General features: G+C 64.6%; 21 protein-coding genes. 19 read left to right on the top strand and 2 right to left on the bottom strand.

Going from position 1 to position 22,832, the window contains the following annotated elements; translation table 11 throughout:
* Positions 1–17: 17 nt before the first annotated feature.
* Positions 18–668, bottom strand: a complete 651-nt coding sequence (locus tag ABID59_RS02970; protein ID WP_148751155.1) for a glutathione S-transferase family protein — start codon at positions 666–668, stop codon at positions 18–20.
* Between the two features lie 541 nt (positions 669–1,209).
* Here ABID59_RS02970 and ABID59_RS02965 point away from each other — a divergent pair.
* From ABID59_RS02965 to ABID59_RS02930, 8 genes are all read left to right on the top strand, one after another.
* Positions 1,210–2,412 (top strand): pyridoxal phosphate-dependent aminotransferase, encoded by a 1,203-nt coding sequence (locus ABID59_RS02965; protein ID WP_354082388.1) that lies wholly within the window; start codon positions 1,210–1,212, stop codon positions 2,410–2,412.
* Positions 2,413–2,577: 165 nt separating this feature from the next.
* The gene (locus ABID59_RS02960) at positions 2,578–3,057 is read left to right on the top strand and encodes a DUF992 domain-containing protein (RefSeq protein ID WP_354033017.1); all 480 of its coding nucleotides are present in this window, start codon (positions 2,578–2,580) and stop codon (positions 3,055–3,057) included.
* A gap of 161 nt (positions 3,058–3,218) precedes the next feature.
* Positions 3,219–5,267, top strand: coding sequence for an elongation factor G (locus tag ABID59_RS02955; protein ID WP_148751158.1), 2,049 nt, complete (start codon positions 3,219–3,221; stop codon positions 5,265–5,267).
* Positions 5,268–5,531: 264 nt separating this feature from the next.
* Positions 5,532–5,804 (top strand): helix-turn-helix domain-containing protein, encoded by a 273-nt coding sequence (locus ABID59_RS02950; RefSeq protein ID WP_148751159.1) that lies wholly within the window; start codon positions 5,532–5,534, stop codon positions 5,802–5,804.
* 94 nt (positions 5,805–5,898) lie between these two features.
* Positions 5,899–7,626, top strand: a complete 1,728-nt coding sequence (locus ABID59_RS02945; protein ID WP_354082577.1) for a SulP family inorganic anion transporter — start codon at positions 5,899–5,901, stop codon at positions 7,624–7,626.
* A 52-nt stretch (positions 7,627–7,678) separates the two neighbouring features.
* Positions 7,679–8,518, top strand: a complete 840-nt coding sequence (locus ABID59_RS02940; RefSeq protein WP_148751161.1) for a shikimate dehydrogenase — start codon at positions 7,679–7,681, stop codon at positions 8,516–8,518.
* Positions 8,519–8,574: 56 nt separating this feature from the next.
* Positions 8,575–9,201 (top strand): hypothetical protein, encoded by a 627-nt coding sequence (locus tag ABID59_RS02935; protein WP_354082387.1) that lies wholly within the window; start codon positions 8,575–8,577, stop codon positions 9,199–9,201.
* A gap of 74 nt (positions 9,202–9,275) precedes the next feature.
* Entirely contained in the window at positions 9,276–9,905 is a 630-nt protein-coding gene (locus tag ABID59_RS02930; RefSeq protein WP_502916770.1) for a single stranded DNA-binding domain-containing protein, read from the top strand.
* A gap of 120 nt (positions 9,906–10,025) precedes the next feature.
* Here the strand turns inward: ABID59_RS02930 and ABID59_RS02925 are convergent, their stop codons facing one another.
* Entirely contained in the window at positions 10,026–11,168 is a 1,143-nt protein-coding gene (locus ABID59_RS02925) for an alpha-hydroxy acid oxidase (protein ID WP_354082386.1), read from the bottom strand.
* 133 nt (positions 11,169–11,301) lie between these two features.
* On the opposite strand from ABID59_RS02925, the gene ABID59_RS02920 reads away from it, so the two are divergent.
* The 11 genes from ABID59_RS02920 to ABID59_RS02870 all read left to right on the top strand — a co-directional run bounded on the left by ABID59_RS02920 (position 11,302) and on the right by ABID59_RS02870 (position 22,795).
* Positions 11,302–11,469 (top strand): hypothetical protein, encoded by a 168-nt coding sequence (locus tag ABID59_RS02920; protein WP_187434829.1) that lies wholly within the window; start codon positions 11,302–11,304, stop codon positions 11,467–11,469.
* 220 nt (positions 11,470–11,689) lie between these two features.
* Positions 11,690–13,036: a phosphoglucosamine mutase gene (glmM, locus tag ABID59_RS02915; protein ID WP_148751165.1), complete on the top strand. Its 1,347-nt coding sequence runs from the start codon at positions 11,690–11,692 to the stop codon at positions 13,034–13,036.
* A 286-nt stretch (positions 13,037–13,322) separates the two neighbouring features.
* The gene (locus tag ABID59_RS02910; protein WP_354033021.1) at positions 13,323–14,564 is read left to right on the top strand and encodes an MFS transporter; all 1,242 of its coding nucleotides are present in this window, start codon (positions 13,323–13,325) and stop codon (positions 14,562–14,564) included.
* A gap of 227 nt (positions 14,565–14,791) precedes the next feature.
* Entirely contained in the window at positions 14,792–15,634 is an 843-nt protein-coding gene (locus tag ABID59_RS02905) for an outer membrane protein (RefSeq protein ID WP_354082385.1), read from the top strand.
* 170 nt (positions 15,635–15,804) lie between these two features.
* Entirely contained in the window at positions 15,805–16,701 is an 897-nt protein-coding gene (locus ABID59_RS02900; RefSeq protein WP_148751168.1) for an outer membrane protein, read from the top strand.
* Between the two features lie 75 nt (positions 16,702–16,776).
* A complete protein-coding gene (locus ABID59_RS02895) occupies positions 16,777–17,367 on the top strand; it encodes a glutathione S-transferase family protein (RefSeq protein ID WP_354082384.1) in 591 nt (196 codons plus the stop codon).
* A 45-nt stretch (positions 17,368–17,412) separates the two neighbouring features.
* Complete coding sequence (locus ABID59_RS02890; protein ID WP_354082383.1) at positions 17,413–17,877, top strand: GNAT family N-acetyltransferase; 465 nt, start codon at positions 17,413–17,415, stop codon at positions 17,875–17,877.
* A gap of 158 nt (positions 17,878–18,035) precedes the next feature.
* Positions 18,036–18,242 (top strand): hypothetical protein, encoded by a 207-nt coding sequence (locus tag ABID59_RS02885; RefSeq protein WP_354110293.1) that lies wholly within the window; start codon positions 18,036–18,038, stop codon positions 18,240–18,242.
* A 79-nt stretch (positions 18,243–18,321) separates the two neighbouring features.
* Positions 18,322–19,494 (top strand): phosphoserine transaminase, encoded by a 1,173-nt coding sequence (locus ABID59_RS02880; RefSeq protein ID WP_148751172.1) that lies wholly within the window; start codon positions 18,322–18,324, stop codon positions 19,492–19,494.
* A 240-nt stretch (positions 19,495–19,734) separates the two neighbouring features.
* Positions 19,735–21,324: a phosphoglycerate dehydrogenase gene (gene serA / locus ABID59_RS02875; RefSeq protein ID WP_148751173.1), complete on the top strand. Its 1,590-nt coding sequence runs from the start codon at positions 19,735–19,737 to the stop codon at positions 21,322–21,324.
* A gap of 298 nt (positions 21,325–21,622) precedes the next feature.
* The gene (locus ABID59_RS02870; RefSeq protein ID WP_354082381.1) at positions 21,623–22,795 is read left to right on the top strand and encodes a thiolase family protein; all 1,173 of its coding nucleotides are present in this window, start codon (positions 21,623–21,625) and stop codon (positions 22,793–22,795) included.
* The last annotated feature ends 37 nt before the right edge of the window (positions 22,796–22,832 follow it).

Below are 22,832 nucleotides of genomic sequence, written 5' to 3'. Positions count from 1 at the left end.
TAACGTTGCACCGGTTCTCAGGCCTCCGCCGCGATGCTGGCGGAGTCGTCGATCTCGGCGGGGCGCCAGTCCATCGCCACGAAGCCGGGCGCAGCCTCGACGCGCTTCAGCCAGTCCCGGATCGCCGGGAAGGGCGAAAGGTCGAAATCGCAGCGGTCGGCGAGGTGGGTGTAGCCGTACAAGGCGATGTCGGCGACCGTGAGCTGGCGGGCGGCGAAATAGGCGCTGGTCTTGAGGTGGTTCTCCATCACCTGGAGCGCGCCATAGCCGCGCTCCATCCAGTCTTCCAGCGCGTGGGTCTGCAGGTCGCGGCCGCCCTTGACCAGCGATAGCCAGAAATAGGCGGCGCCGATATTGGGCTCGAGCGCGTGCTGCTCGAAGAACATCCATTGCAGCGCCTCGGCGCGATCGATGCGGTTCTCCGGCGCGAGCGGCGTGCCGACGGCGACGTACCACAGGATGGCGTTGGACTCGGCGAGATAGCGATTGTCGCCGACCTCGAGCAGCGGCACCTGTCCTGACGGGTTCTTCGCCAGGAAGTCCGGTGTCTTGCTCTCGCCGCGGAGAATGTCCACCTCGATGGGTTCGTAGGGCACGTTCAACAGCGCCAGCGCAAGGCGGACCTTGTAGCTGTTGCCCGAGCGTTGCATCGAATAGAGCTTGTACATTCTGGGAGTTCGATTCCGAGGGACGGGAAGGTTCGGCGCTTGTTGCCCCGCACCGCGGCTAAACAATGATGCCGATGCGAATCCGCCGCAAGGGCTGGCCCGTAGAAAAACTCGAAAACCCTACCGCACTGCAACGCTGCAGAAGATCATGTTCGTGCGACGCTGCAAGTGAGATCACGCTTGCGTCAACATGCACGACGCATCGCTTCGCGCGATCGTGTGCGAGGCGGTGACGGGTCGCGAGCTCGCCACCGGTTGACGATCGGCCGCAGGCCTTGCGCGTCAGCCGGCGGTCAGTCTTGTGGCGCTCGAGCGGCGCAAAATTGCTCCGAGGACAGGCCTTGCCGGATATGAGGGGTTTGCCCGGCAAAGTTGCTGAAAATTGCGGGAAATCGCGCCTTGCAACGCTCCAGACCCGTAAACTTTTCCGGGATCGGGCCGAAGTTTCTTGCGGCGCAGCGGCACACGTTTTAGGGTGTCTCCATTCCCACAATCAGAGTCGTGAGGCCAAAGGGTTCACGACGCTTGTCAGGAGATGACGATGGCCTTCCTTGCTGCTGCGCTCGACCGTGTGAAGCCGTCCGCGACCATCGCGGTCACGGATAAAGCACGCGCGCTGAAAGCGGCGGGCCGCAATGTCATCGGCCTCGGCGCCGGCGAGCCCGACTTCGACACGCCCGCCAACATCAAGCTGGCGGCGATCCGCGCCATCGAATCCGGCAAGACCAAGTACACCGCGGTCGACGGCATCCCCGAGCTGAAGGACGCGATCATCGCGAAATTTCAGCGCGAGAACGGCGTCGTCTACAAGCCGAACCAGATCATCGTCGGCACCGGCGGCAAGCAGGTGCTCTACAACGCGCTGATGGCGACCATCAATCCGGGCGACGAGGTGATCATCCCGGCGCCCTATTGGGTCAGCTATCCCGAGATGGTGGCGCTCGCCGGCGGCGAGCCGGTGCCGGTGGTCTGCACAGCCGCGGCCGGTTTCAAGCTCCAGGCCGAGGCGCTCGAGCGCGCGATCACGCCGAAGACCAAATGGGTCATCCTGTGCTCGCCGTCGAACCCGACCGGCGCGGCTTACACAAAGGCCGAGCTCAAGGCGCTTACCGACGTGCTGGTCAAGCATCCGCATGTGTGGGTGATGACCGACGACATGTACGAGCACCTCGTCTATGACGACTTCCAGTTCACCACCGTCGCGCAGGTCGAGCCCAGCCTCTACGACCGCACGCTCACCGTGAACGGCGTCTCGAAAGCCTATTGCATGACCGGCTGGCGCATCGGCTACGCCGGTGGTCCCGCGCAGCTGATCAAGGCGATGTCGACCATCCAGTCGCAGTCGACATCGAACCCGTCCTCGATCTCGCAATGGGCGTCGGTGGAAGCGCTGAACGGTCCGCAGGACTTCATCGCCGCCAACAACAAGGTGTTCAGGGAGCGTCGCGATCTCGTCGTCTCCATGCTCAACCAGGCCAACGGCATCGAGTGCCCGCGTCCCGAGGGTGCGTTCTACGTCTATCCGTCCTGCGCCGGCACGATCGGCAAGAAGGCGCCGTCGGGCAATGTGATCTCCAACGACGAGCAGTTCGTCACCGAGCTCCTGGAGACCGAAGGCGTCGCCGTGGTGCAGGGTTCGGCCTTCGGCCTCGGCCCGGCGTTCCGCATCTCCTACGCGACCAAGACCTCGGACCTCGAGGACGCCTGCAAGCGCATCCAGCGCTTCTGCGGCAACCTGCGCTAAGCTTGCAGCAACGATGTAACATGAAGGGGCCCGCTCGCTGCGGGCCCTTTTTTTCTTTGTGGCACGCGTGATCTGGCACCACCCCAACTATTGTGGCATAGACCATCGCGCGCCGCTTGCAGGCTGCTTCTCTGCTCGCATCACATTCATAGCCGGAGACATTTCATGCGCCGCTCACTCCTCCTTGCCGGACTCACCATTGCGAGCCTCGTCGCCTCCATCGCGGGCGCCAGCGCGCAGTCGCGGATGGTGCAGGTCGGCGTGCTCGAATGCCGCGGCGGCGCCAGCGTCGGCTTCGTGGTGGGATCGGTGACCAATCTCGGCTGCGTGCTGCGCGCCGACGGTCTGCCCGAAGACCGCTATGTCGCGACGATCCGTAAAGTGGGCATCGACCTCGGCATCACCCAGGAGACGGCGCTCGCCTGGGGCGTGTTCGCGCCGGTCAACCGGCTCGGCCCCGGCGATCTCTCCGGCAATTATGCCGGTGCGCAGGGCAGCGCCTCGGTCGGCGTCGGCCTCGGCGGTAATGCGCTGGTCGGCGGCTCCAACAATTCGATCGCGCTTCAACCGTTGAGCGTGCAGGGCCAGGTCGGCCTCAACGTCGCCGCAGGGCTCGAGAGCCTGGAACTCCGTCCGGGCCGTTAACGCCCGACGACGCTGTCGCGCTTAGCTCTGCCTTCGAGAGAGGTTAAGACACTGACGACGCACCGCAGCGACGTTTGACGCTTGCCAAATCTCGGGGACGGGCAGAGCATCTGCGTTTGCCGACCCAATCATGGGCCGAGCTCCAAACAAGGAGGCGGCGAATGGGACAAGACGTCAGAAGTCCCCGAGGTCCACGGTGCATTGCGCTGGTGGGCCCATTCCAAAGCGGTAAAACCACACTTCTCGAAGCAATCCTGGCGCGAACGGGCGCAATCCCGCGCGCCGGCAGCGTCGACGCCGGAACCTCCGTCGGCGACGCCACGCCTGAGGCCCGTCATCACAAGATGACTGTCGGGCTGACTGCCGTCACCACGAGTTTCATGGGCGACAGCTACACTTTCCTGGATTGTCCCGGTTCCGTCGAGTTCGCCCACGACATGCGCGCCGCGCTTCCCGCGGTCGACGCCGCAATCGTGGTCTGCGAGGCCGACGAGAAGAAGCTGCCGCAGCTTCAGATCATCCTGCGCGAGCTGGAGGAGCTGAAGATCCCGCGCTTCCTGTTCCTCAACAAGATCGACCGCGCCAACAAGCGCATCCGCGAGACGCTCGCGACGCTCCAGCCCGCCTCGCGCGTGCCGCTGGTGCTGCGCCAGATCCCGATCTGGAAGGACGAGCTGATCGAGGGGTTTGTCGATCTCGCGCTGGAGCGCGCGTTCGTCTATCGCGAGCACAAGGCATCCGAAGTGGTTGCGCTCGAAGGCGGCGACCTCGATCGCGAGAAGGAGGCCCGCTTCTCGATGCTGGAGAAGCTCGCCGACCACGACGATGCGCTGATGGAGCAGCTGCTCGAAGACATCCAGCCGCCGCGCGATGCCGTGTTCGACGACCTCGCCCGCGAACTGCGCGAGGGACTGATCTGCCCCGTGCTGCTCGGCGCTGCCGCGCGCGAAAACGGCGTGCTGCGTCTGATGAAGGCGCTGCGCCACGAGGCGCCCGGCATTGCGGAGACCGCAAAGCGTCTCGGCGTGCCCTCCGCCAAGGACGCGCTCGGCTTCGTCTTCAAGACGCTGCACTCGCAGCACGGCGGAAAGCTGTCGCTGACGCGGCTGCTTGCCGGCCATCTCGACGACGGCGCCACGCTGCAATCGTCCTCCGGCGGGGTGAGCCGCATCTCGGGTATCCTCGCCGTCAACGGCGCCTACGACACCAAGCGTGCCGCTGCCGAAGCCGGCGACACCGTGGCGCTCGCCAAGCTCGATCCGGTCAAGACCGGCGACACGGTCTCGAGCGGCAAGACCGCGCCAGCCGCGCTTGCGGCCTCAGAGCCGACGCCGCCGGTGCTCGCGATTTCAGTTGCGGCCACCGACCGCAAGGACGACGTCAAGCTCGGACAGGCGCTGACGCGGCTGCACGAGGAGGATCCCTCCCTCGTCGTCGTGATGAACGCCCAGACCCACGACACCGTGCTGTGGGGGCAGGGCGAGATGCACTTACGTGTCGCGAGCGAGCGGCTGCGCGATCGGTTCGGCGTCAAGATCTCCTCGCATCCGCCTGCGATCGGCTACCAGGAGACCATCCGCAAGCCGATCGTCCAGCGTGGTCGCCACAAGAAGCAGTCCGGCGGTCACGGCCAGTTCGGCGATGTCGTGCTCGACATCAGACCGCTGCAGCGCGGCGAGGGCTTCAAGTTCGACGAGAAGGTCGTCGGCGGCGCGGTGCCGCGCAACTATATCGGTGCGGTGGAGGAGGGCGTCGTCGACGGGCTCGCGCGCGGGCCGCTCGGCTTCCCCGTCACCGATCTGCAGGTGACGCTGACGGACGGCTCCTATCACAGCGTCGATTCCTCCGACCTTGCCTTCCGCACGGCGGCGAGGGTCGGGCTCAACGAAGGCCTGCCGCAATGCCAGTCGGTGCTGCTTGAGCCGATCCACGTGGTCGAGATCGTGTGTCCGACCGATGCCACCGCCAAGATCAACGCGATCCTGTCGGCGCGGCGCGGCCAGATTCTCGGCTTCGACACCCGCGACGGCTGGAGCGGCTGGGACTGCGTCCGCGCCATGATGCCGGAAGCCGAGATTGGCGAGCTCATCGTCGAGCTGCGTTCGGCAACCGCAGGCGCCGGCAGCTTCACCCGTCAGTTCGACCACATGGCCGAAGTCACGGGCCGCGCCGCCGACCAGATCATCGCCGCGCATCAGCACGCGGCGTGATCCAACTCGCGCAGTAAGGGACGCACCGCTTTCTCCTCTCCTCGCCCTTGCGGGGAGAGAGGGGGCCGCGCCCTCTCGACTCGTCATTGCGAGCGCAGCGAAGCAATCCAGAGTCGTTCCGCAGAGGGATTCTGGGTTGCTTCGCTGTGCTCGCAATGACGGGGGGAGGCAGCGAGAGCACTTGTATTCGGCCTCATATGATGTATTTTACGTGATTGTACATGTACTAGACATCACTTATAAGCTCTGACACGTGAGGCCAAGGTGATCACGTCGTTCCAGATGCGGGCAGCCCGCGCGCTGCTTGGCATTGACCAGAAAACCCTGGCCGAGCTCGCCGGCGTTTCGCTGCCGACCATCCAGCGGATGGAGGCGAGCACCGGCAACGTTCGCGGCGTGGTCGAGACCCTGATGAAGGTGGTCGAAGCGTTCGAGCGGGCCGGCGTCGAGCTGATCGCCGAACACGCGCGCAGCGACGGCGGCGGACGTGGCGTTCGGCTGAAAGAGCCGGGGCCGCCGCGTCGGGTGGGAGCATGATCTTGCGATGATCATGCTCGGAAGCAGTCTGAACTAACGCACCGTCGCGCCGGAGCACGCGGCCGCACGATGCACGGGCGAACACGCAGGCAAGCTGCACCACCTTCGTCAGCCGACCTTTACCGAACTCTATCTGCCAAAGTTCATCACCGTCTGGCGCGAAGGCTATGGCCTCGCGGATTTCCGCGCCGATGTGTTTGCGGGCCTCACGGTCGCGATCGTCGCGCTTCCGCTGTCGATGGCGATTGCGATCGCCTCCGGCGTGACACCGGATCGCGGCCTCTACACTGCGGTCGTCGGCGGCTTCATCGTGTCGCTGCTCGGCGGCAGCCGCTTCCAGATCGGCGGGCCTGCGGGCGCCTTCATCGTACTGGTCGCGGTGACGGCGGAGCGGCATGGCGTCGACGGCGTCATCCTCGCCACCATGATGGCGGGTATAGTGCTGATCGCTGCGGGCCTGCTGCGCATCGGCACCTACATCAAGTTCATCCCCTATCCCGTCACGGTCGGCTTCACCGCCGGTATCGCCGTGATCATCTTTGCGAGCCAGCTGCGCGATCTCTCAGGCATCACGCTCGCGGGGAAAGAGCCGAGCGAGTTCGTGCCGAAGCTCGCCGCGCTGGCGGATGGCCTTCACACCATCAATCCGTCCGCGCTTGGCGTCGCTCTCGTCAGCGTCGCCATCATCGCGGGCTTGCGGCGCTGGCGGCCGTCCTGGCCCGGAATCCTGATCGCGGTCGTGCTGGCGGCGATCGCGACGGCTGCACTGTCGCTGCCAATCGAAACCATAGGCAGTCGTTTCGGCGGCGTCCCGCGTGAATTGCCCTCGCCTGCGTTGCCGGCGTTCTCGCTTGCGAAGGCGAAAGCGGTGCTGCCGGATGCGATCTCGTTTGCGCTGCTCGCGGCCATCGAATCGCTGCTGTCGGCGGTGGTCGCCGACGGCATGACCGGGCGCCGTCACCGCTCCAATTGCGAGCTGGTGGCGCAAGGTGCCGCCAATATCGGCGCGGCACTGTTCGGCGGCATCTGTGTCACCGGCCTGATTGCGCGCACCGCGACCAACATTCGCGCCGGCGCGCGCGGGCCGCTGGTAGGCATGCTGCACTCCGTCTTTCTGCTGCCGTTCATGCTGGTCGCTGCACCGCTCGCGAGCTACATCCCGCTTGCCGCACTTGCCGCCGTGCTGGTCGTGGTGGCCTGGACCATGGCGGAGAAGCAGGAATTCGCGACGCTGCTGCGCTCGTCCTGGGGCGATGCCGTCGTGCTGCTGGCAACCTTCCTGCTCACGATCTTCCGCGATCTGACCGAAGGCATCCTGGTCGGCTTCGCGCTCGGTGCGGTACTGTTCATCCATCGCATGGCGGAGATGACCGGCATCGAGGAGCGCTCGCCGCTGGTCGCGGCCGATCGTCCCGATGACGGCAATGGCGAGCGCGTACCTTACGATCCCGCGCTCGCGGTCGACCGCGACGTCCTGGTCTATCGCATCATCGGCGCGTTCTTCTTTGGTGCTGCGTCTGCGATCGGAGGCGTGCTCGACGGCATTGCCGACAAGCGCAAGGCGCTCGTGGTCGATTTCGCCGCAGTGCCGTTCCTGGACTCCACCGCGGCGAACGTGTTGGGGCGCGTCGCCGCCAAGGCCCAGCGCAAGGGCATCCGGCTATTCATCACCGGGGCTTCGCCCGCGGTCCGCCGCGCGCTGCTGACCCTCGGCGTGAGCCCGAAGCGGGCGCGCTATCGCCAGACCATCGAGCGCGCGGTCGCCGATATCAAGGCGGCTCCCGGCGTGACCGAATCCACGGTGCCGTCCCCGCCTGCTTGACAGGACCGGCCGGACGCGAAATGGATCGCCCTCGACACGACCCGAGGGAAAGATGACCGCGCTCAAATCGCCCGCAGCCTGCTTGATCGGATGGCCGGCCGCGCATTCGCGCTCGCCGCTGATCCATCATTACTGGCTGCGCACGCTCGGCATCGCAGGCGGCTATGTCATCGAGGCGGTTCCGCCCGAGAACCTGCGCGATTTCGTGCTGCGGCTGTCACTTCGTGGTTTTGTCGGCGCCAATGTCACCATTCCGCACAAGGTCGGCGTGCTGGAGCTGTCGACCCCCGATGCGCGCGCCAAGGCGATTGGCGCCGCCAACACGCTGTGGTTTGCCGACGGTGAGCTGCGCTCGACCAATACCGACGTCGAAGGCTTTCTCGGCAATCTCGACGCCAGCGCGCCCGGCTGGGACAAGGCGGATGAAGCGCTGGTGCTGGGCGCCGGCGGCTCCTCGCGCGCGGTGGTGTTCGGCCTGCTCGAACGCGGCTTTGGCCGCGTTCATCTCGCCAACCGTACTTTGGCGCGGGCCGAGGCGCTAGCGGCGCAATTCGGGCCGAACGTGCATCCGCTTGTCTGGGACCGGATCAACGACGTCCTGCCGCGCGCAAAACTTCTTGTGAACACGACCTCGCTCGGCATGCACGGCCAGCCTTCACTCGATGTTGATGTGGCGCGGCTGCCGCAAGGGGCCGTCGTCGCCGACCTCGTCTATGTCCCGCTGGTGACGCCGCTGCTCGCGGCAGCCAGGGCCCGCGGGCTCGACACCGCCGACGGGCTCGGCATGCTCCTGCACCAGGCGGTGCGCGGCTTCGAGCTGTGGTTCGGCCGGAGGCCCGAGGTGAGTGCGGAACTGCGCGCGCTGGTCGAGGCCGATCTCACAAAGACTTGAGAGAATAGTGCGCCGTCTCCGGCGTTCACTATCCGTGGGGATAATCGGAGACTGTCATGACGATCCAACGTGCAAATTTCACGCGCCCGCTCATCGCTGTTGCGATGGTGGCTGCTTCCACCCTCGCGGCCGTCGCGCAAAGGGCGCCGGTGCCGACCCGCGTGCGCGGCACGATCGAGCGCGTCGAGGGTAACACTCTGCTGGTCAAGTCGCGCAGCGGCGAGGACGTCAAGCTTCACATCGCTTCCGACCTGCGCGTGGCCGGCGTCACCAAGATTTCGCTGGCCGATATCAAGGTCGGCTCCTTCGTCGGCGCCACCACCGTGCCGGGACCGGACGGTGGCGAGAACGCCGTCGAGGTCCACGTGTTTCCGGAGAGCATGCGCGGCACCGGCGAAGGCTCGCGGCCCTATGACCTCAAGCCCAATTCCAGCATGACCAATGCCACGGTGTCGGAGAGCGTGGTCGGCAACGACGGCCATACGCTGCTGGTGAAGTACAAGGACGGCGAGAAGAAAGTGTTCGTGTCCGATATGACACCGGTGGTGACCTTCGTGCCCGCGGACAAGTCCGAGCTGAAGGCCGGCGCCAAGGTCATCGCCTTCATGAAGCAATTGCCCGACGGCTCGTTCGAGACCAATCGCGTCAATGTCGGCCGTGACGGTATGACCCCGCCGATGTGATCGGAATTCAGGGAATAGCGGCGGTCAGACGGGGTTGCCCTGTCTGATCGCCGCAAACCCTGAAGGGGACCATCATGCCAAGCCCGAACAACTGGATGCCGCGCGCCGTCGCGGCAGCATTCGTCGCCTGTATCGTTACATCATCCGTTTCAGCGCAGCAGCAGGCGCCGACCGTGCGCATTCGCGGCACCATCGAGAGCATCGACGGCAACACCCTCGGCATCAAGACGCGCGAGGGCACCGATGTGAAGGTGAAGATGACCGACAACGTCGCCGTCTTCGCGGTGGTGAAGACGCAGCTCTCCGAGATCAAGGAGGGCTCCTATATCGGCGTCACCGCCATGCCCGAGCCCGACGGCACGCAGAAGGCCATTGCCGTCCATATCTTTCCGGAAAACCAGCGCGGCGCCGCTGAAGGCTTCCGCCCCTGGGATGCGCGCGCCAACTCGACCATGACCAACGCCACCGTAGCGCAGACGGTCAAGGGCACCGACGGCCAGAACATCACGGTCAAATACAAGGACGGCGAGAAGAAGGTCGTGGTGCCGCCGGAGACCCCGATCGTCACCTTCGTCGCCAGCGACAAGTCCGAGATCAAGCCCGGCGCCAAGCTGATCATCTTTGGTGCGGCGAAGAAGGATGACGGCACGCTGGAAGCGAACCGGGTCAATGTCGGCCGCGATGGCCTGACGCCGCCGATGTGAGCGACTGAGCGCTGGACTCGCAGGGTGGGCAAAGGCGCACTGGCGCCGTGCCCACCACTTTCCTGCGTTTCGTAAGAGTTGGTGGGCACGCTTCGCTTTGCGCACCCTACGGCAACTGTTCTAGGGCGCGACCGCAATCACATGATCGTCGATCTCGTCGATCCTGTTGACGCCGCACAGGCCCATGGTCGTGAGCAGCTCCTTCTGGATGATGTCGATCGCCTTGGCGACGCCGGCTTGGCCGCCGGCGCCGAGGCCATACGCATAAGCGCGGCCGATCATGCAGGATTTTGCGCCGAGCGCGAGCGCGCGCATCACGTCCTGGCCGGAGCGGATGCCGCCGTCGAACAAGATCTCCATCTTGTCGCCGACGGCGTCGGCGATCTCGGGCAGCACCTCGATCGAGGACGGCGCGCCGTCGAGCTGACGGCCGCCATGGTTGGACACCACCAGCGCCTGCGCGCCGGTCTTGGCCGCTTCCTCCGCGTCCTCGACGTCCAGAATGCCCTTGATGACGAGCTTGCCCGGCCAGATGCTCCGGATCCACTCGACGTCCTTCCAGTTCAGCGAGGTGTCGAACTGCGAGGCGGTCCATTCGGCGAGGCGGTTGAGGTCCTCGGTGTTCTTCACGTGGCCGGCGATGTTGCCGAAGGTGCGGCGCTTGCCCTGCAGCACGCCGGTGACCCAGGCCGGCTTGGTGGCGAAATCGATGAACTTCGACAGCGACCATTCCGGCGGGATGGTCATGCCGTTCTTGATGTCGGCATGGCGCTGGCCGATCACCTGGAGATCGACGGTCAGCACGAGCGCGCTGCACTTCGCCGCGATCGCGCGCTGGACCAGCTCCTTGATGAAGCCGCGGTCCTTCATGACATAGAGCTGGAACCAGAACGGCTTCTCGACATTGGCCGCGATGTCCTCGATCGAGCAGATCGACATCGTCGATTGCGTGAACGGGATGCCGGCGGCCTGCGCCGCGCGGCAGGCGTGGATCTCGCCGTCGCCATGCTGCATGCCGAGCAGGCCCACGGGCGCCAGGATCAGCGGCATGGTCGAGGGCTCGCCGAGGATCGTGGTCGAGGTGTCGCGCCTGGAGACGTCGACCAGGATGCGCTGGCGGAACTTGATCGCCTGCATGTCCTCGCGATTGGCGCGCAGCGTTTCCTCGGCATAGGAGCCGCGGTCGCAATAGTCGAAGAAGGCCTTCGGCACGCGGCGCTTATGCAGAGCGCGAAGATCGTCGATACAGGTGATGTGCTTCATGAACGTTTCCCCGGCCCGTCTTGTATCAAGAGGCTCATATCAAGAGGCCTATGCTAGGAGCCTTGCATCGGAAGGTTTCGAGGTCATCTAGCATGGTTGGATGCACAGCCAAATCGTTTGCGGGAGGGACGCCATGACCAAGCCGCACAGAGGACCTTCGCCGGAAGAAATCAAGGAGAAGCGCGACCTCGAGGAAGCGCTGGAGGAGGGGCTGGAAGAGACCTTTCCGGGCTCCGATCCCGTCAACGTCACCCAGCCGGCGCCGAGCCGTGCGGACGGTCATGTCAAGCGCACGGACTAAGGTCAGGTTCCGCTTCGTTCCGGCCCTCAAACCGGAAATATAATGTTAACAAGGAGTTACCGGGACGCCGGCGGCCCCGGTCTCGTAATGATTAATCACATTTTTTGAAGCCAATTTAGCGGCGCAGGGATTATAAGATCCCAGCAAATCAGGGATGCGGGGCCCGTTCGGGCACCCGGAGGTTGTCGTGGGGATCCCTGGTTGTTGCGTGGGGGACGATATGAGCCGCAAATATTTCGGGACGGACGGGATCCGGGGCCGCGCCAACGGGCTGATCACGCCTGAGCTCGCGCTCAAGGTCGGCCAGGCCGCAGGCCTTGCGTTCCAGCGCGGTGACCACCGCCACCGCGTCGTGATCGGCAAGGACACCCGGCTGTCCGGCTACATGATCGAATATGCGATGGTCGCGGGCTTCACCTCTGTCGGCATGGACGTGCTGCTGGTCGGCCCGATGCCGACGCCGGCGGTCGCGATGCTGACCAAGTCGATGCGCGCCGATCTTGGCGTGATGATCTCGGCCTCGCACAATCTGTTCGAGGACAACGGCATCAAGCTGTTCGGCCCGCAGGGCTTCAAGCTCTCCGACGATGTCGAGAAGCAGATCGAGCAGCTGCTCGACGAATCCCTCGACAAGCGTCTCGCACAAAGCGCGAGCCTGGGCCGCGCCCGCCGTATCGACGGCGTGCATGACCGCTACATCGAATTCGCCAAGCGCACGCTGCCGCGCGACCTCTCGCTCGACGGCCTGCGCGTCGTCGTCGATTGCGCCAATGGCGCCGCCTACAGGGTGGTGCCGGAGGCGCTGTGGGAGCTGGGCGCCGACGTTGTGCCGATCGGCGTCGAGCCCGACGGCTTCAACATCAACAAGGAATGCGGCTCGACCTCGCCGGAGGCGCTGTCGAAGAAGGTGCGCGAGATGCGGGCCGACATCGGCATTGCGCTCGACGGCGACGCGGACCGCGTCATCCTGGTCGACGAGCGCGGCCATGTCGTTGACGGCGACCAGCTGCTCGCGGTGATCGCGCAGAGCTGGAAGGACGACGGACGGCTGTCACGTCCGGGCATCGTTGCAACCGTGATGTCCAATCTCGGCCTCGAGCGCTTCCTGCAAGGGCAGGGGCTCGATCTCGTGCGCACGCCGGTCGGCGATCGCTACGTGCTCGAGCAGATGCTGAACGGCGGCTATAATCTCGGCGGCGAGCAGTCCGGCCACATCATCCTGTCCGACTACGCCACCACCGGCGACGGCTTCGTGGCCGCGCTGCAGGTGCTGGCCGTGGTGCAGAAGCTGCGCCGGCCGGTGTCGGAAGTCTGCCACCGCTTCGATCCGCTGCCGCAGATCCTCAAGAACGTCCGCCACAAGGGCGGCAAGCCGCTCGACGATTCCGAGGTGCAGTCGGCGATCTCCGACGGCGAGAAACGGCTCAACGGTCACGGCCGCCTGCTGATCCGCTCCTCCGGCACCGAGCCCGTGATCCGTGTCATGGGCGAGGGCGAGGACCGCGTCCTGATCGAGGACATCGTCGACACCATCGTCTCCGCGCTGGGCCAGGCGGCGGCGGCTTGAGCCGAGAGCGCCTTCCTTCTCCCCTTGTGGCAGTATCGTAGGGTGGGCAAGGCGAAGCATGCCCACCGCTTCTGCTGCAATGTTGGATCGATATTGATGGTGGGCACGGCGCAAGTGCGCCTTTGCCCACCCTACGATTCCAGGCTCGCGGATAGAGACCCTCTCCAGCAAAGGAAGCAGGGCAAACACACGCATCCCAGCTATCGACGATTGGTGGTGGTTCGGCCACCACGGTCATCGTAGTTAGGCAGTGTGGCGGTTTGCCGCGCCTGCCGGGATCGATCCATTGAACAAGCCAGTTCTCGTCTCCGAGGAAACACTGACCGAGCCGGTCGTCGTCGCCGACATCGCGCCCGCCGCCGCAGGGCCGGCCTATGTCGTGCTCGCCGGCATCAGCTTCTCGCACTTCCTCAACGACACCATGCAGTCGCTGATCGCCTCGGTGTATCCGATCCTCAAGGACACTTACGCGCTCGACTTCGCGCAGATCGGCATGATCACGCTGGCGTTCCAGTTCACGGCGTCGCTGCTCCAGCCGGTGGTCGGTCACTACACCGACAAGAAGGCGCAGCCCTATTCTCTGTCGATCGGCATGGCCTCGACCTTCTTCGGCCTGCTGCTGCTCAGCGCCGCGCACCAATATCTCGTCATCCTGATTGCCGCTGCCCTGGTCGGTCTCGGCTCGGCGGTGTTTCACCCCGAATCCGCGCGCATCGCGCGGCTGGCCTCCGGCGGCCGCTACGGCTTCGCGCAATCGGTGTTTCAGCTCGGCGGCAGTTTCGGCACCTCGATGGGGCCGGTGCTTGCAGCCCTGATCGTCGTGCCGTTCGGGCAGGGCAGCATCGCCTGGTTCTCCTCGATCGCGTTCCTCGCGATCGTCATCCTCTGGCGCATCGGCCGCTGGTACGAGCCGCAGATCAAGGCGAAGAAGACAGTGGTCGCGCAGGCCCATCCTGACGCGCCGAGCTCGCGCCGGGTCGCGGTCGCGCTCGTTGTGCTGGTGGCATTGCTGTTCTCCAAGCAGCTCTACGTGTCGAGCCTGTCGAGCTACTACATCTTCTACCTGATCGACCGTTTCAACGTGTCGACGCAGGCCGCCCAAATGTACCTCTTCATCTTCCTTGCGGCGAACGCGGTCGGTGCGTTTCTCGGCGGACCGCTCGGGGATCGCTTCGGCCGCAAGATCGTGATCTGGATCTCGATCCTCGGCGCGCTGCCGTTCACGTTGGCGCTCCCCTATGCCGGGCTTTACGCGAGCGCGGTACTCACCGTCATCATCGGTCTCATCATCTCCTCGACGACGTCGTCAATCATCGTGTTCGCGCAGGAGCTGGTGCCGCATCGCTTCGGCATGATCTCCGGCGTGTTCTTCGGCGTCGCCTTCGGCATCGGCGGGCTCGGCGCGGCCGTGCTCGGCAAGCTCGCCGATCACACCTCGATCGAGTTCGTCTACCAGGTCTGCGCCTATCTGCCGGCGATCGGGCTGCTTGCGGTGTTCCTGCCCAAGCTGCCGCGGCACGTGCGTTAACAGATCCCGTTTCGCTGCATTGCAGCTTCACCAATCGTTAGTAATTGCGGAGCGCGGCTGCCGCATTTTTGCAACGCTTGCGCCGCATCCGCGTGTGTAGTGAGAAAAAATCAACCTTAAAAATTAGGGTTAAGTGGCGCTTAAGCATTTGCTGCCATCGTCCGCCCGTGAGTTTCCAGAACGTGAGGCAGCTGCATTTTGCCTCACCGGCCATAAGGACGAAGCCAATGCGTAGCGTTAAGTCTCTCCTTGCCGCGGGTGCGGCGTCACTGATCTCGTCGATGGCGTTCGCCGCCGATATGCCGATCGCGGCTCCGCCCCCCATGTACGCGCCGCCCGCCCCGCCCGCGGACTTCGGCGGCTGGTATCTGCGCGGTGACGTCGGCATGACCAACCAGAGCGCCAAGAGCATCGAGGGCGCCGTCGGGCCTGGGTTTACGAAGACGACGGAGGGACTTGGCTTCGACTCGTCGCCGCTGTTCGACCTCGGTGTCGGCTATCGCTTCAACAACTGGTTTCGCACCGACGTGATCGGCCAGTACCGTGGCAAGGCTAACCTGCATGGTGCGGATAACGTCATTGGGCCCGGCTTCGTCGGCTCCAACAACTACAGCGGCAGCAAATCCGAATGGGTTGTCATGGCCAACGCTTACGTTGACCTCGGCACCTGGTGGTGCATTACGCCGTTCATTGGTGCCGGTGTTGGCGGCTCCTACAACAAGATCAGCGGCTTCCGCGACGACGGCGTGTCATACACCGTGGGAAATACTCCGCCCCTGGCCAACAGCGTCGCCTACTTCGCCGACAACGGAAAGTGGAACTTTGCCTGGGCCGCCCACGCCGGTCTCGCCTACAAGGTCAATCCCGGGTTCACTGTTGAACTGGCCTACAGCTACATGAACCTCGGCGATGCGGCACCTGGCAACTACCGCTTGTTCGACAACAGCGGCTCGGGCCCGACCTCGATCAAGATCAAGGAGCTCACCTCGCACGACGTCAAGCTCGGCGTGCGCTGGGAGCTCAACAGCCCGCCGGCTTACATGCCGCCGCCGCTCGTCACCAAGGGCTGATCGTTCGCCCCATCGCTTAATGTCTCTTAACGGCGCGGGATGCTCCCGCGCCGTTTTTGCGTGGCATATTTTTCATTGCCCGGCGGCGACGAAAGCCTCCGGCGCAACCATTGGTTAAGGTTAACGAGCCATGATCACGAGCGAAAGTTCGAGTTCGATGGAGCGTTGCAATGCGTAGGCTTTGGTTGGTGGTGGCGGCTTTGGGATCTATGTCCGCCGCACACGCGGCCGACATGCCGGATCTGCCCGTGCTGCGCGGCGGCTTCACCGACGGTCTATCCAAGACGTCCCATAATTGGGATGGCACTTATTTCGGCGGCGGCGCCGGTTACTCCACTGACGCGAGCGACTTCAGCCAGAGCGTCGTCGGCCTGACCAATTTCATCTTCCGTGACAGCGTGCTGCAGCAGCCGACCGCCAATTGGTCGCTCATGAACAAGACTAACACGCAGAGCACCAATTTCAACGCCTTCGTCGGCCGCAACTGGCAATGGTACGATGCCATTCTTAGTCTCGAGGGCACCTACACCTACTTCAACAACCTCGCCACTTCGACGTCGGGTAGCAACTCGCTCACGATCGTCAATCCGGCCGGCGATACGCATGCCGCGAATGTCACCGACAATTACGACGTGACATTGACCGGCACCGCCGCGGCAAAGGTCAAGGACATGATCACGCTGCGCGGCCGCGTCGGTTGGGACGGCGGCGATTTCATGCCCTATGCCTTCGCTGGCGCTGCCGTCGGCCGAATGGACGTCTCTCGCTCGGTGACGAGCACGGTGGATTTGCGTCAGGATGTGACGAATTCGATTGTCGTCGGCGGCGTCACGGTGACGTCGACCACTTTCGGAGCGCCACAGGCCGTTCCAGCTCAGTCGCAGGCGCAGACGCAGCGCCGGACCAACGCCTTCGCGGTGGGCTGGACCGCCGGCCTCGGCGTCGAATACTGCATCTGGGACGGTCTGTTCGCGCGCGTGGAATACGAGTACGTGAAATTTTCGCCCGTCATGAACACCTCGGTGACGCTGAACAATGCGCGCGTCGGGCTCGGCTACAAGTTCTGACGCTGCTGCGCTGCGCCGCGGTTGACAGGCTGCTTCCGTCCTGATGCTCTGCCGGGCGAAAGCGGGGCGGCAGCGATGCAGATTTACGGCGATAGCAACTCGGGCAATTGTCTGAAGGTGAAGTGGGTCTGCGACAAGCTCGCATTGCCCTATCGCTGGATCGAGATCGATACGCGCAAGGGCGAGACGCGCACGCCGCAATTCCTGGAGATGAACGGTGCCGGCCAGGTGCCGACCATAGCCTTCGACGACGGCCGCACGTTGGCGCAGTCCAACGCCATCATCCGCTATCTCGCCCGCGACAGCGCGCTGGTTCCGCGCGACGCCTTTGCCGCGGCCAAGATGGACGAATGGCTGTTCTGGGAGCAGTACAGCCACGAGCCCTATATCGCGGTGTGCCGCTTTCAGCTGGTCTATCTCAGCAAGCATCCCTCCGAGCTCGATCCCGACAAGGTCAAGCGCGGCTATGCGGCGCTCGACCGCATGGAGGCGCATCTCACAACGAGCCGCTTCTTCGCCGACGATGAGATCTCGCTCGCCGACGTCTCGCTGCTTGCCTATACGCGCCTTGCGCATGAAGGCGGTTTTGATCTCGACCGCTATGCCGCCATCCGCCGCTGGATCGCCGAAGCTGAGGCCTGTCTCGGTCTACCGCCGGCGCGCTAAATCCCTCGCGCGGAATCCGTCGCACGGAATCCTGGAGTTTCCCGTATGAACGACAAGTCCGTCTCCATCCGTCCCGCGCGCCGCGAGGACGTTCCCGCGATTGTGGCGATGCTTGCCGACGATCATCTCGGCCGCGCCCGCGAGCGCGTCGAGGATCCGCTTCCTGCCGTCTACTATCAGGCGTTCGAGCGGGTCGAGCGTGACCAGAATCTCGCGCTCGTGGTCGCCGAGAGCGAGGGCAGGGTGGTCGGCTGCCTGCAACTCGCGGTGCTCGCGGGCATCAGCTCGCAAGGCGGCATTCGCGGCCTGCTCGAGGATGTCCGCGTTGCCTCCGATTGCCGCAGCCGCGGCATCGGCGAGCAATTGGTGCAATGGGCGATGACGGAAGCCAAGGCGCGCGGCTGCAATCTGGTCGAATTGCTGACGCATGCGAGCCGTGTCGACGCGCAGCGCTTCTACAAGCGTCTCGGATTTGCATTGAGTCACGCCGGCATGACTGTGCGTTTTTGATGCAGGCCGTGGGGACCGTTGCGCGGCTTGCGAAATCCGATCGCGCGTTCGTTCATCTTAAGAGCTGATAAACTACCCCTTGGTCGTTCACGTTGATCGGGGAACGAACGGTGCTACGCCAGCGTCTGAAACCGGGCTCGGTCGGTTCGGGGATTTCGATGGCAAGCTATTCCATGATCAAGGTTGGCAACGATTACGTTGTGCAGGCCAACGACAAGTGCATTTTGAAGGTCGGCAGCCGCCGTCGCGCCGCGCAATTGATCAGCGAGGCCACGGACTTGCTGAACGCACTCGCCCCGGTTGCATCGCCGGATATCGTGCCGGAGGAGCCATCACTCCAGCGTGAGACGCCGGAACTTCCTTGACTGCACTTCCCGATTCCCGTATCAGCCGCGGCGGGACACCTCCCCCCAACGGGAGGCTTACTATCTGGAAGGGTAGATTATGACTGTAGCGAAGCCCGCTTCGCGGCCGAACGTGCCGCATTTCTCCTCCGGCCCCTGCGCCAAGCGCCCCGGCTGGAACGCCCAAAATCTCAAGGACGCAGCGCTCGGCCGTTCGCATCGCGCGAAGGTGGGCAAGACCAAGCTCAAGCTCGCGATCGATCTGACGCGCGAAGTGCTTGAAGTGCCGGCCGATTATCGCATCGGCATCGTGCCGGCGTCGGATACCGGCGCGGTCGAGATGGCGCTGTGGTCGCTGCTCGGGGCACGGCCCGTCACCACGCTCGCCTGGGAATCCTTCGGCGAAGGCTGGGTCAGCGACATCGTCAAGGAATTGAAGCTCAAGGACGTCACCAAGCTCAATGCGGCTTACGGTGAAATTCCCGACCTCTCCAAGGTCGATCCCAACAGCGACGTCGTCTTCACCTGGAACGGCACCACCTCCGGCGTCCGCGTGCCGAACGCGGATTGGATCAGCGCGACCCGCGCAGGCCTGACCATTTGCGACGCGACGTCGGCTGCATTCGCGCAAGCCCTCGACTGGGCCAAGCTCGATGTCGTCACCTTCTCCTGGCAGAAGGCGCTCGGCGGCGAAGCCGCGCATGGCATGCTGATCCTGTCGCCGCGCGCGGTGGAGCGGCTCGAGACCTACAAGCCGGCCTGGCCGCTGCCGAAAATCTTCCGCATGACCAAGGGCGGCAAGATCAACGAAGGCATCTTCGTTGGCGAGACCATCAACACGCCGTCGATGCTCTGCGTCGAGGATTATCTCGACGCACTAAGCTGGGCCAAGTCGATCGGCGGCCTCAAGGCGCTGATCGCGCGCGCCGACGCCAACACCAAGGTGCTGGCCGACTGGAAGGCGAAGACGCCCTGGATCGACTTCCTGGCCAAGGACGCCGCGATCCGCTCCAACACCTCGGTGTGCCTGAAGTTCATCGATCCCGCGATCACCTCGCTCTCGGAGGACGCGCAGGCCGAGTTCTCCAAGAAGCTGGTCGCTCTCGTCGAGAAGGAAGGCGCCGGCTACGACTTCGCCTATTACCGCGATGCGCCGGCGGGTTTGCGCATCTGGTGCGGCGCCACCGTCGAGGCCCGGGATGTCGAGCTGCTGACGCAGTGGATCGACTGGGCTTTTGCCGAGACCAAGGCGCAGCTCGCCAAGGCAGCATAAGTTTTCTTTTCGCCTCTCCCCGTCTTACGGGGAGAGGCCGGGTCGCTCCCGGCGATGCGGAGCATCGTCCGGTGCGATCCGGGTGAGGGGCTCTCTCCACGAGCACCTCGCCCGTGGCTGCCCCTCACCCCAACCCTCTCCCCGTAAGAACGGGGAGAGGGAGAGCAAAGAGCTTCCGCGCAATTACCCATTTCGGCCCTCGGGCCGATCCCCCTTAGGGACGGCGAAGGACACATCCCCATGACCAAACCCAAAGTTCTCATTTCCGACGCGCTCTCGCCTGCTGCCGTGCAGATCTTCAAAGACCGCGGCGTCGAGGTCGACTTCCAGCCCAACCTCGGCAAGGACAAGGACAAGCTCGCCGAGATCATCGGCAATTACGATGGCCTCGCGATCCGCTCCGCGACCAAGGCGACCGCCAAGATCCTGGAGAAGGCCACCAACCTCAAGGTGATCGGCCGCGCCGGCATCGGCGTCGACAATGTCGAGATTCCGGCTGCGACCGCCAAGGGCATCATCGTGATGAACACGCCGTTCGGCAATTCGATCACGACCGCCGAGCACGCCATCACGCTGATGCTGGCGCTCGCCCGTGAGATCCCGCAGGCCGACGCCTCGACCCAGGCCGGCAAGTGGGAGAAGAACCGCTTCATGGGCGTCGAGATCACCGGCAAGGTGCTCGGCATCGTCGGCTGCGGCAACATCGGCTCGATCGTCGCCGACCGCGCGCTCGGGCTGCGCATGAAGGTGGTCGCGTTCGACCCCTTCCTGTCGCCGGAGCGCGCCAAGGACATCGGCGTCGAGAAGGTCGATCTGGATGACCTGCTCAAGCGCGCCGACTTCATCACGCTGCATACGCCGTTGACCGAGAAGACCCGGAACATCATCGATGCGGCCGCGGTCGCCAAGATGAAGAAGGGCGTGCGCCTGATCAACTGCGCCCGCGGCGGTCTCGTCGACGAGCAGGCGGTGGTCGATGCGCTCAACGCCAAGCACATTGCCGGCGCTGCCTTCGACGTCTTCGTCGAGGAGCCCGCGACGACGAACGTGCTGTTCGGCCATCCCAACGTGATCTGCACGCCGCATCTCGGCGCCTCCACCACGGAAGCGCAGGAAAACGTCGCGCTGCAGGTCGCCGAGCAGATGTCGGATTATCTGCTCACCGGCGCGATCTCGAACGCGGTGAACTTCCCCTCGATCACCGCGGAAGAAGCGCCGAAGCTGAAGCCGTTCATCGCGCTCGCCGAGAAGCTCGGCTCGTTCGCCGGCCAGCTCACCGAAAGCGGCATCCTCAAGGTCGAGATCACCTATGAGGGCCACGTCGCCGAGATGAAGATTAAGGCGATCACCTCGGCGGTGCTGTCGGGCCTGCTGCGGCCGATGCTGGGCGAGGTCAATGTGGTGTCCGCGCCGGTGGTCGCCAAGGAGCGCGGCATGGTGGTGGACGAGATCGTCCGCGCCGCCCAGAGCGACTATGAGAGCCTGATCACCGTCACGGTCACCACCGAGCGCCAGGAGCGGTCGGTCTCGGGCACCGTCTATCACGACGGCAAGCCGCGCCTCGTCGACATCAAGGGCATCCGCGTCGACGCCGAGTTCGGCAAGTCGATGATCTACGTCACCAACGAGGACAAGCCGGGCTTCATCGGCCACTTCGCCGGCCTGCTCGGCGACGCCAAGATCAACATCGCGACCTTCCATCTCGGCCGCGTCGCCCAGGGCAGCGATGCCATCGCGCTGGTCGAGGTCGACGGCGCGGTGCCGGCGGATGTGCTCGCCAAGGTGCAAGCGCTGCCGCAGGTCAAGCAGGTCAAGGCGCTGACGTTCTGATCGAGCTTTCGCCTCTTGCGTCATGGCCGGGCATAGCCGTCCGAAGGACGGCGTCGCTTCCGCTCGCCTATGTCCCGGCCATCCACGCCTTGCCGCGCGGTCCGAAGAACGTGGATCCCCGGGACAAGCCCGGGTATGACGAGCGGATAGAGCGACGCTCACATTGATATTCCGACCCGCGGAACAACGCCGCCTCAATCATCGGAGGCGGCGTTTTTATTTCTCCCGCACCCTCCAAACTTTGTGTACCAATGGCGCCAGCACGCTCCGTACCAATCGTTCGAAAAGGGAGAAAACAATGCGTGAAGCCGTCATCGTTTCCTACGCGCGCACGGGCCTGGCCAAGTCCGGCCGTGGCGGGTTCAACATCACGCCGCCGATGTCGCTCGCGGCCCACGCCATCCACCACGCGGTCGACCGTGCCGGCGTCGACAAGGACTATGTCGAGGATTGCTATCTCGGCAATTGCGCCCATGGCGCGCCGAACATCGGCCGGCAGGCCGCGCTGCTCGCAGGCTTGCCGAAGTCGACCGGCGGCGTGTCGGTGAACCGCTTCTGCTCCTCAGGGCTTCAGACCATCGCGATGGCCGCCAACTCGATCCGCTCCGACGGTGCCGATTGCATCGTCGCCGGCGGCGTCGAGAGCATCTCGATTCCGGGCGGCGGCTCGCCGAAGGAATGGGTCGATCCCGAGCTGCTCAACACCGCGCCTGACATCTTCATGGCGATGATCGACACCGCCGACATCGTCGCCGAGCGCTACAAGCTCAGCCGCGAATACCAGGACGAATATTCGCTGGAGTCGCAGCGCCGCATGGCCGCAGCCCAGCAGGCCAACAAGTTCAAGGACGAAATCGTCCCGATGAAAACGAAGATGAAGGTGGTGGACAAGGCGACCAAGGCCGAGAGCATTGTCGACTACGTGGTGGACCGCGACGAATGCAATCGTCCTGAGACCACGCTGGAAGGATTGGCAAAACTCGAGCCGGTGAAGGGCCCGGGCAAGTTCGTCACCGCCGGCAATGCCAGCCAGCTCTCCGACGGCGCCGCCGCGGTGGTGCTGATGGAAGCCAAGGACGCCGAGAAGCGCGGCCTCAAGCCGCTCGGCCGTTTCGTCGCCTGGGCTGCGGCAGGCTGCGAGCCCGACGAGATGGGCATCGGGCCGATCTTCGCCGTGCCGAAGCTGTTGAAGCGTCATGGCCTGAAGATCGACGACATCGATCTGTGGGAGCTCAACGAGGCCTTCGCCAGCCAGTGCCTCTATTCGCGCGACAAGCTCGGCATCGACCCCGAGAAGTACAACGTCAACGGCGGCTCGATCGCGATCGGCCATCCCTTCGGCATGACCGGCGCCCGTCTCACCGGCCACCTGCTGCAGGAAGGCGCCCGCCGCAAGGCCAAGTGGGGCGTCGTGACCATGTGCATCGGCGGCGGCCAGGGCGGCGCCGGCCTGTTCGAGATCTACAGCTGATCAAGGCCATCTGAATGTGAAAGGCACGGCGCCGCAA

Source organism: Bradyrhizobium sp. S3.3.6 (assembly GCF_040546905.1).
Taxonomy (GTDB): domain Bacteria; phylum Pseudomonadota; class Alphaproteobacteria; order Rhizobiales; family Xanthobacteraceae; genus Bradyrhizobium; species Bradyrhizobium cytisi.
This window is presented reverse-complemented; position numbering and strand designations above follow the sequence as displayed.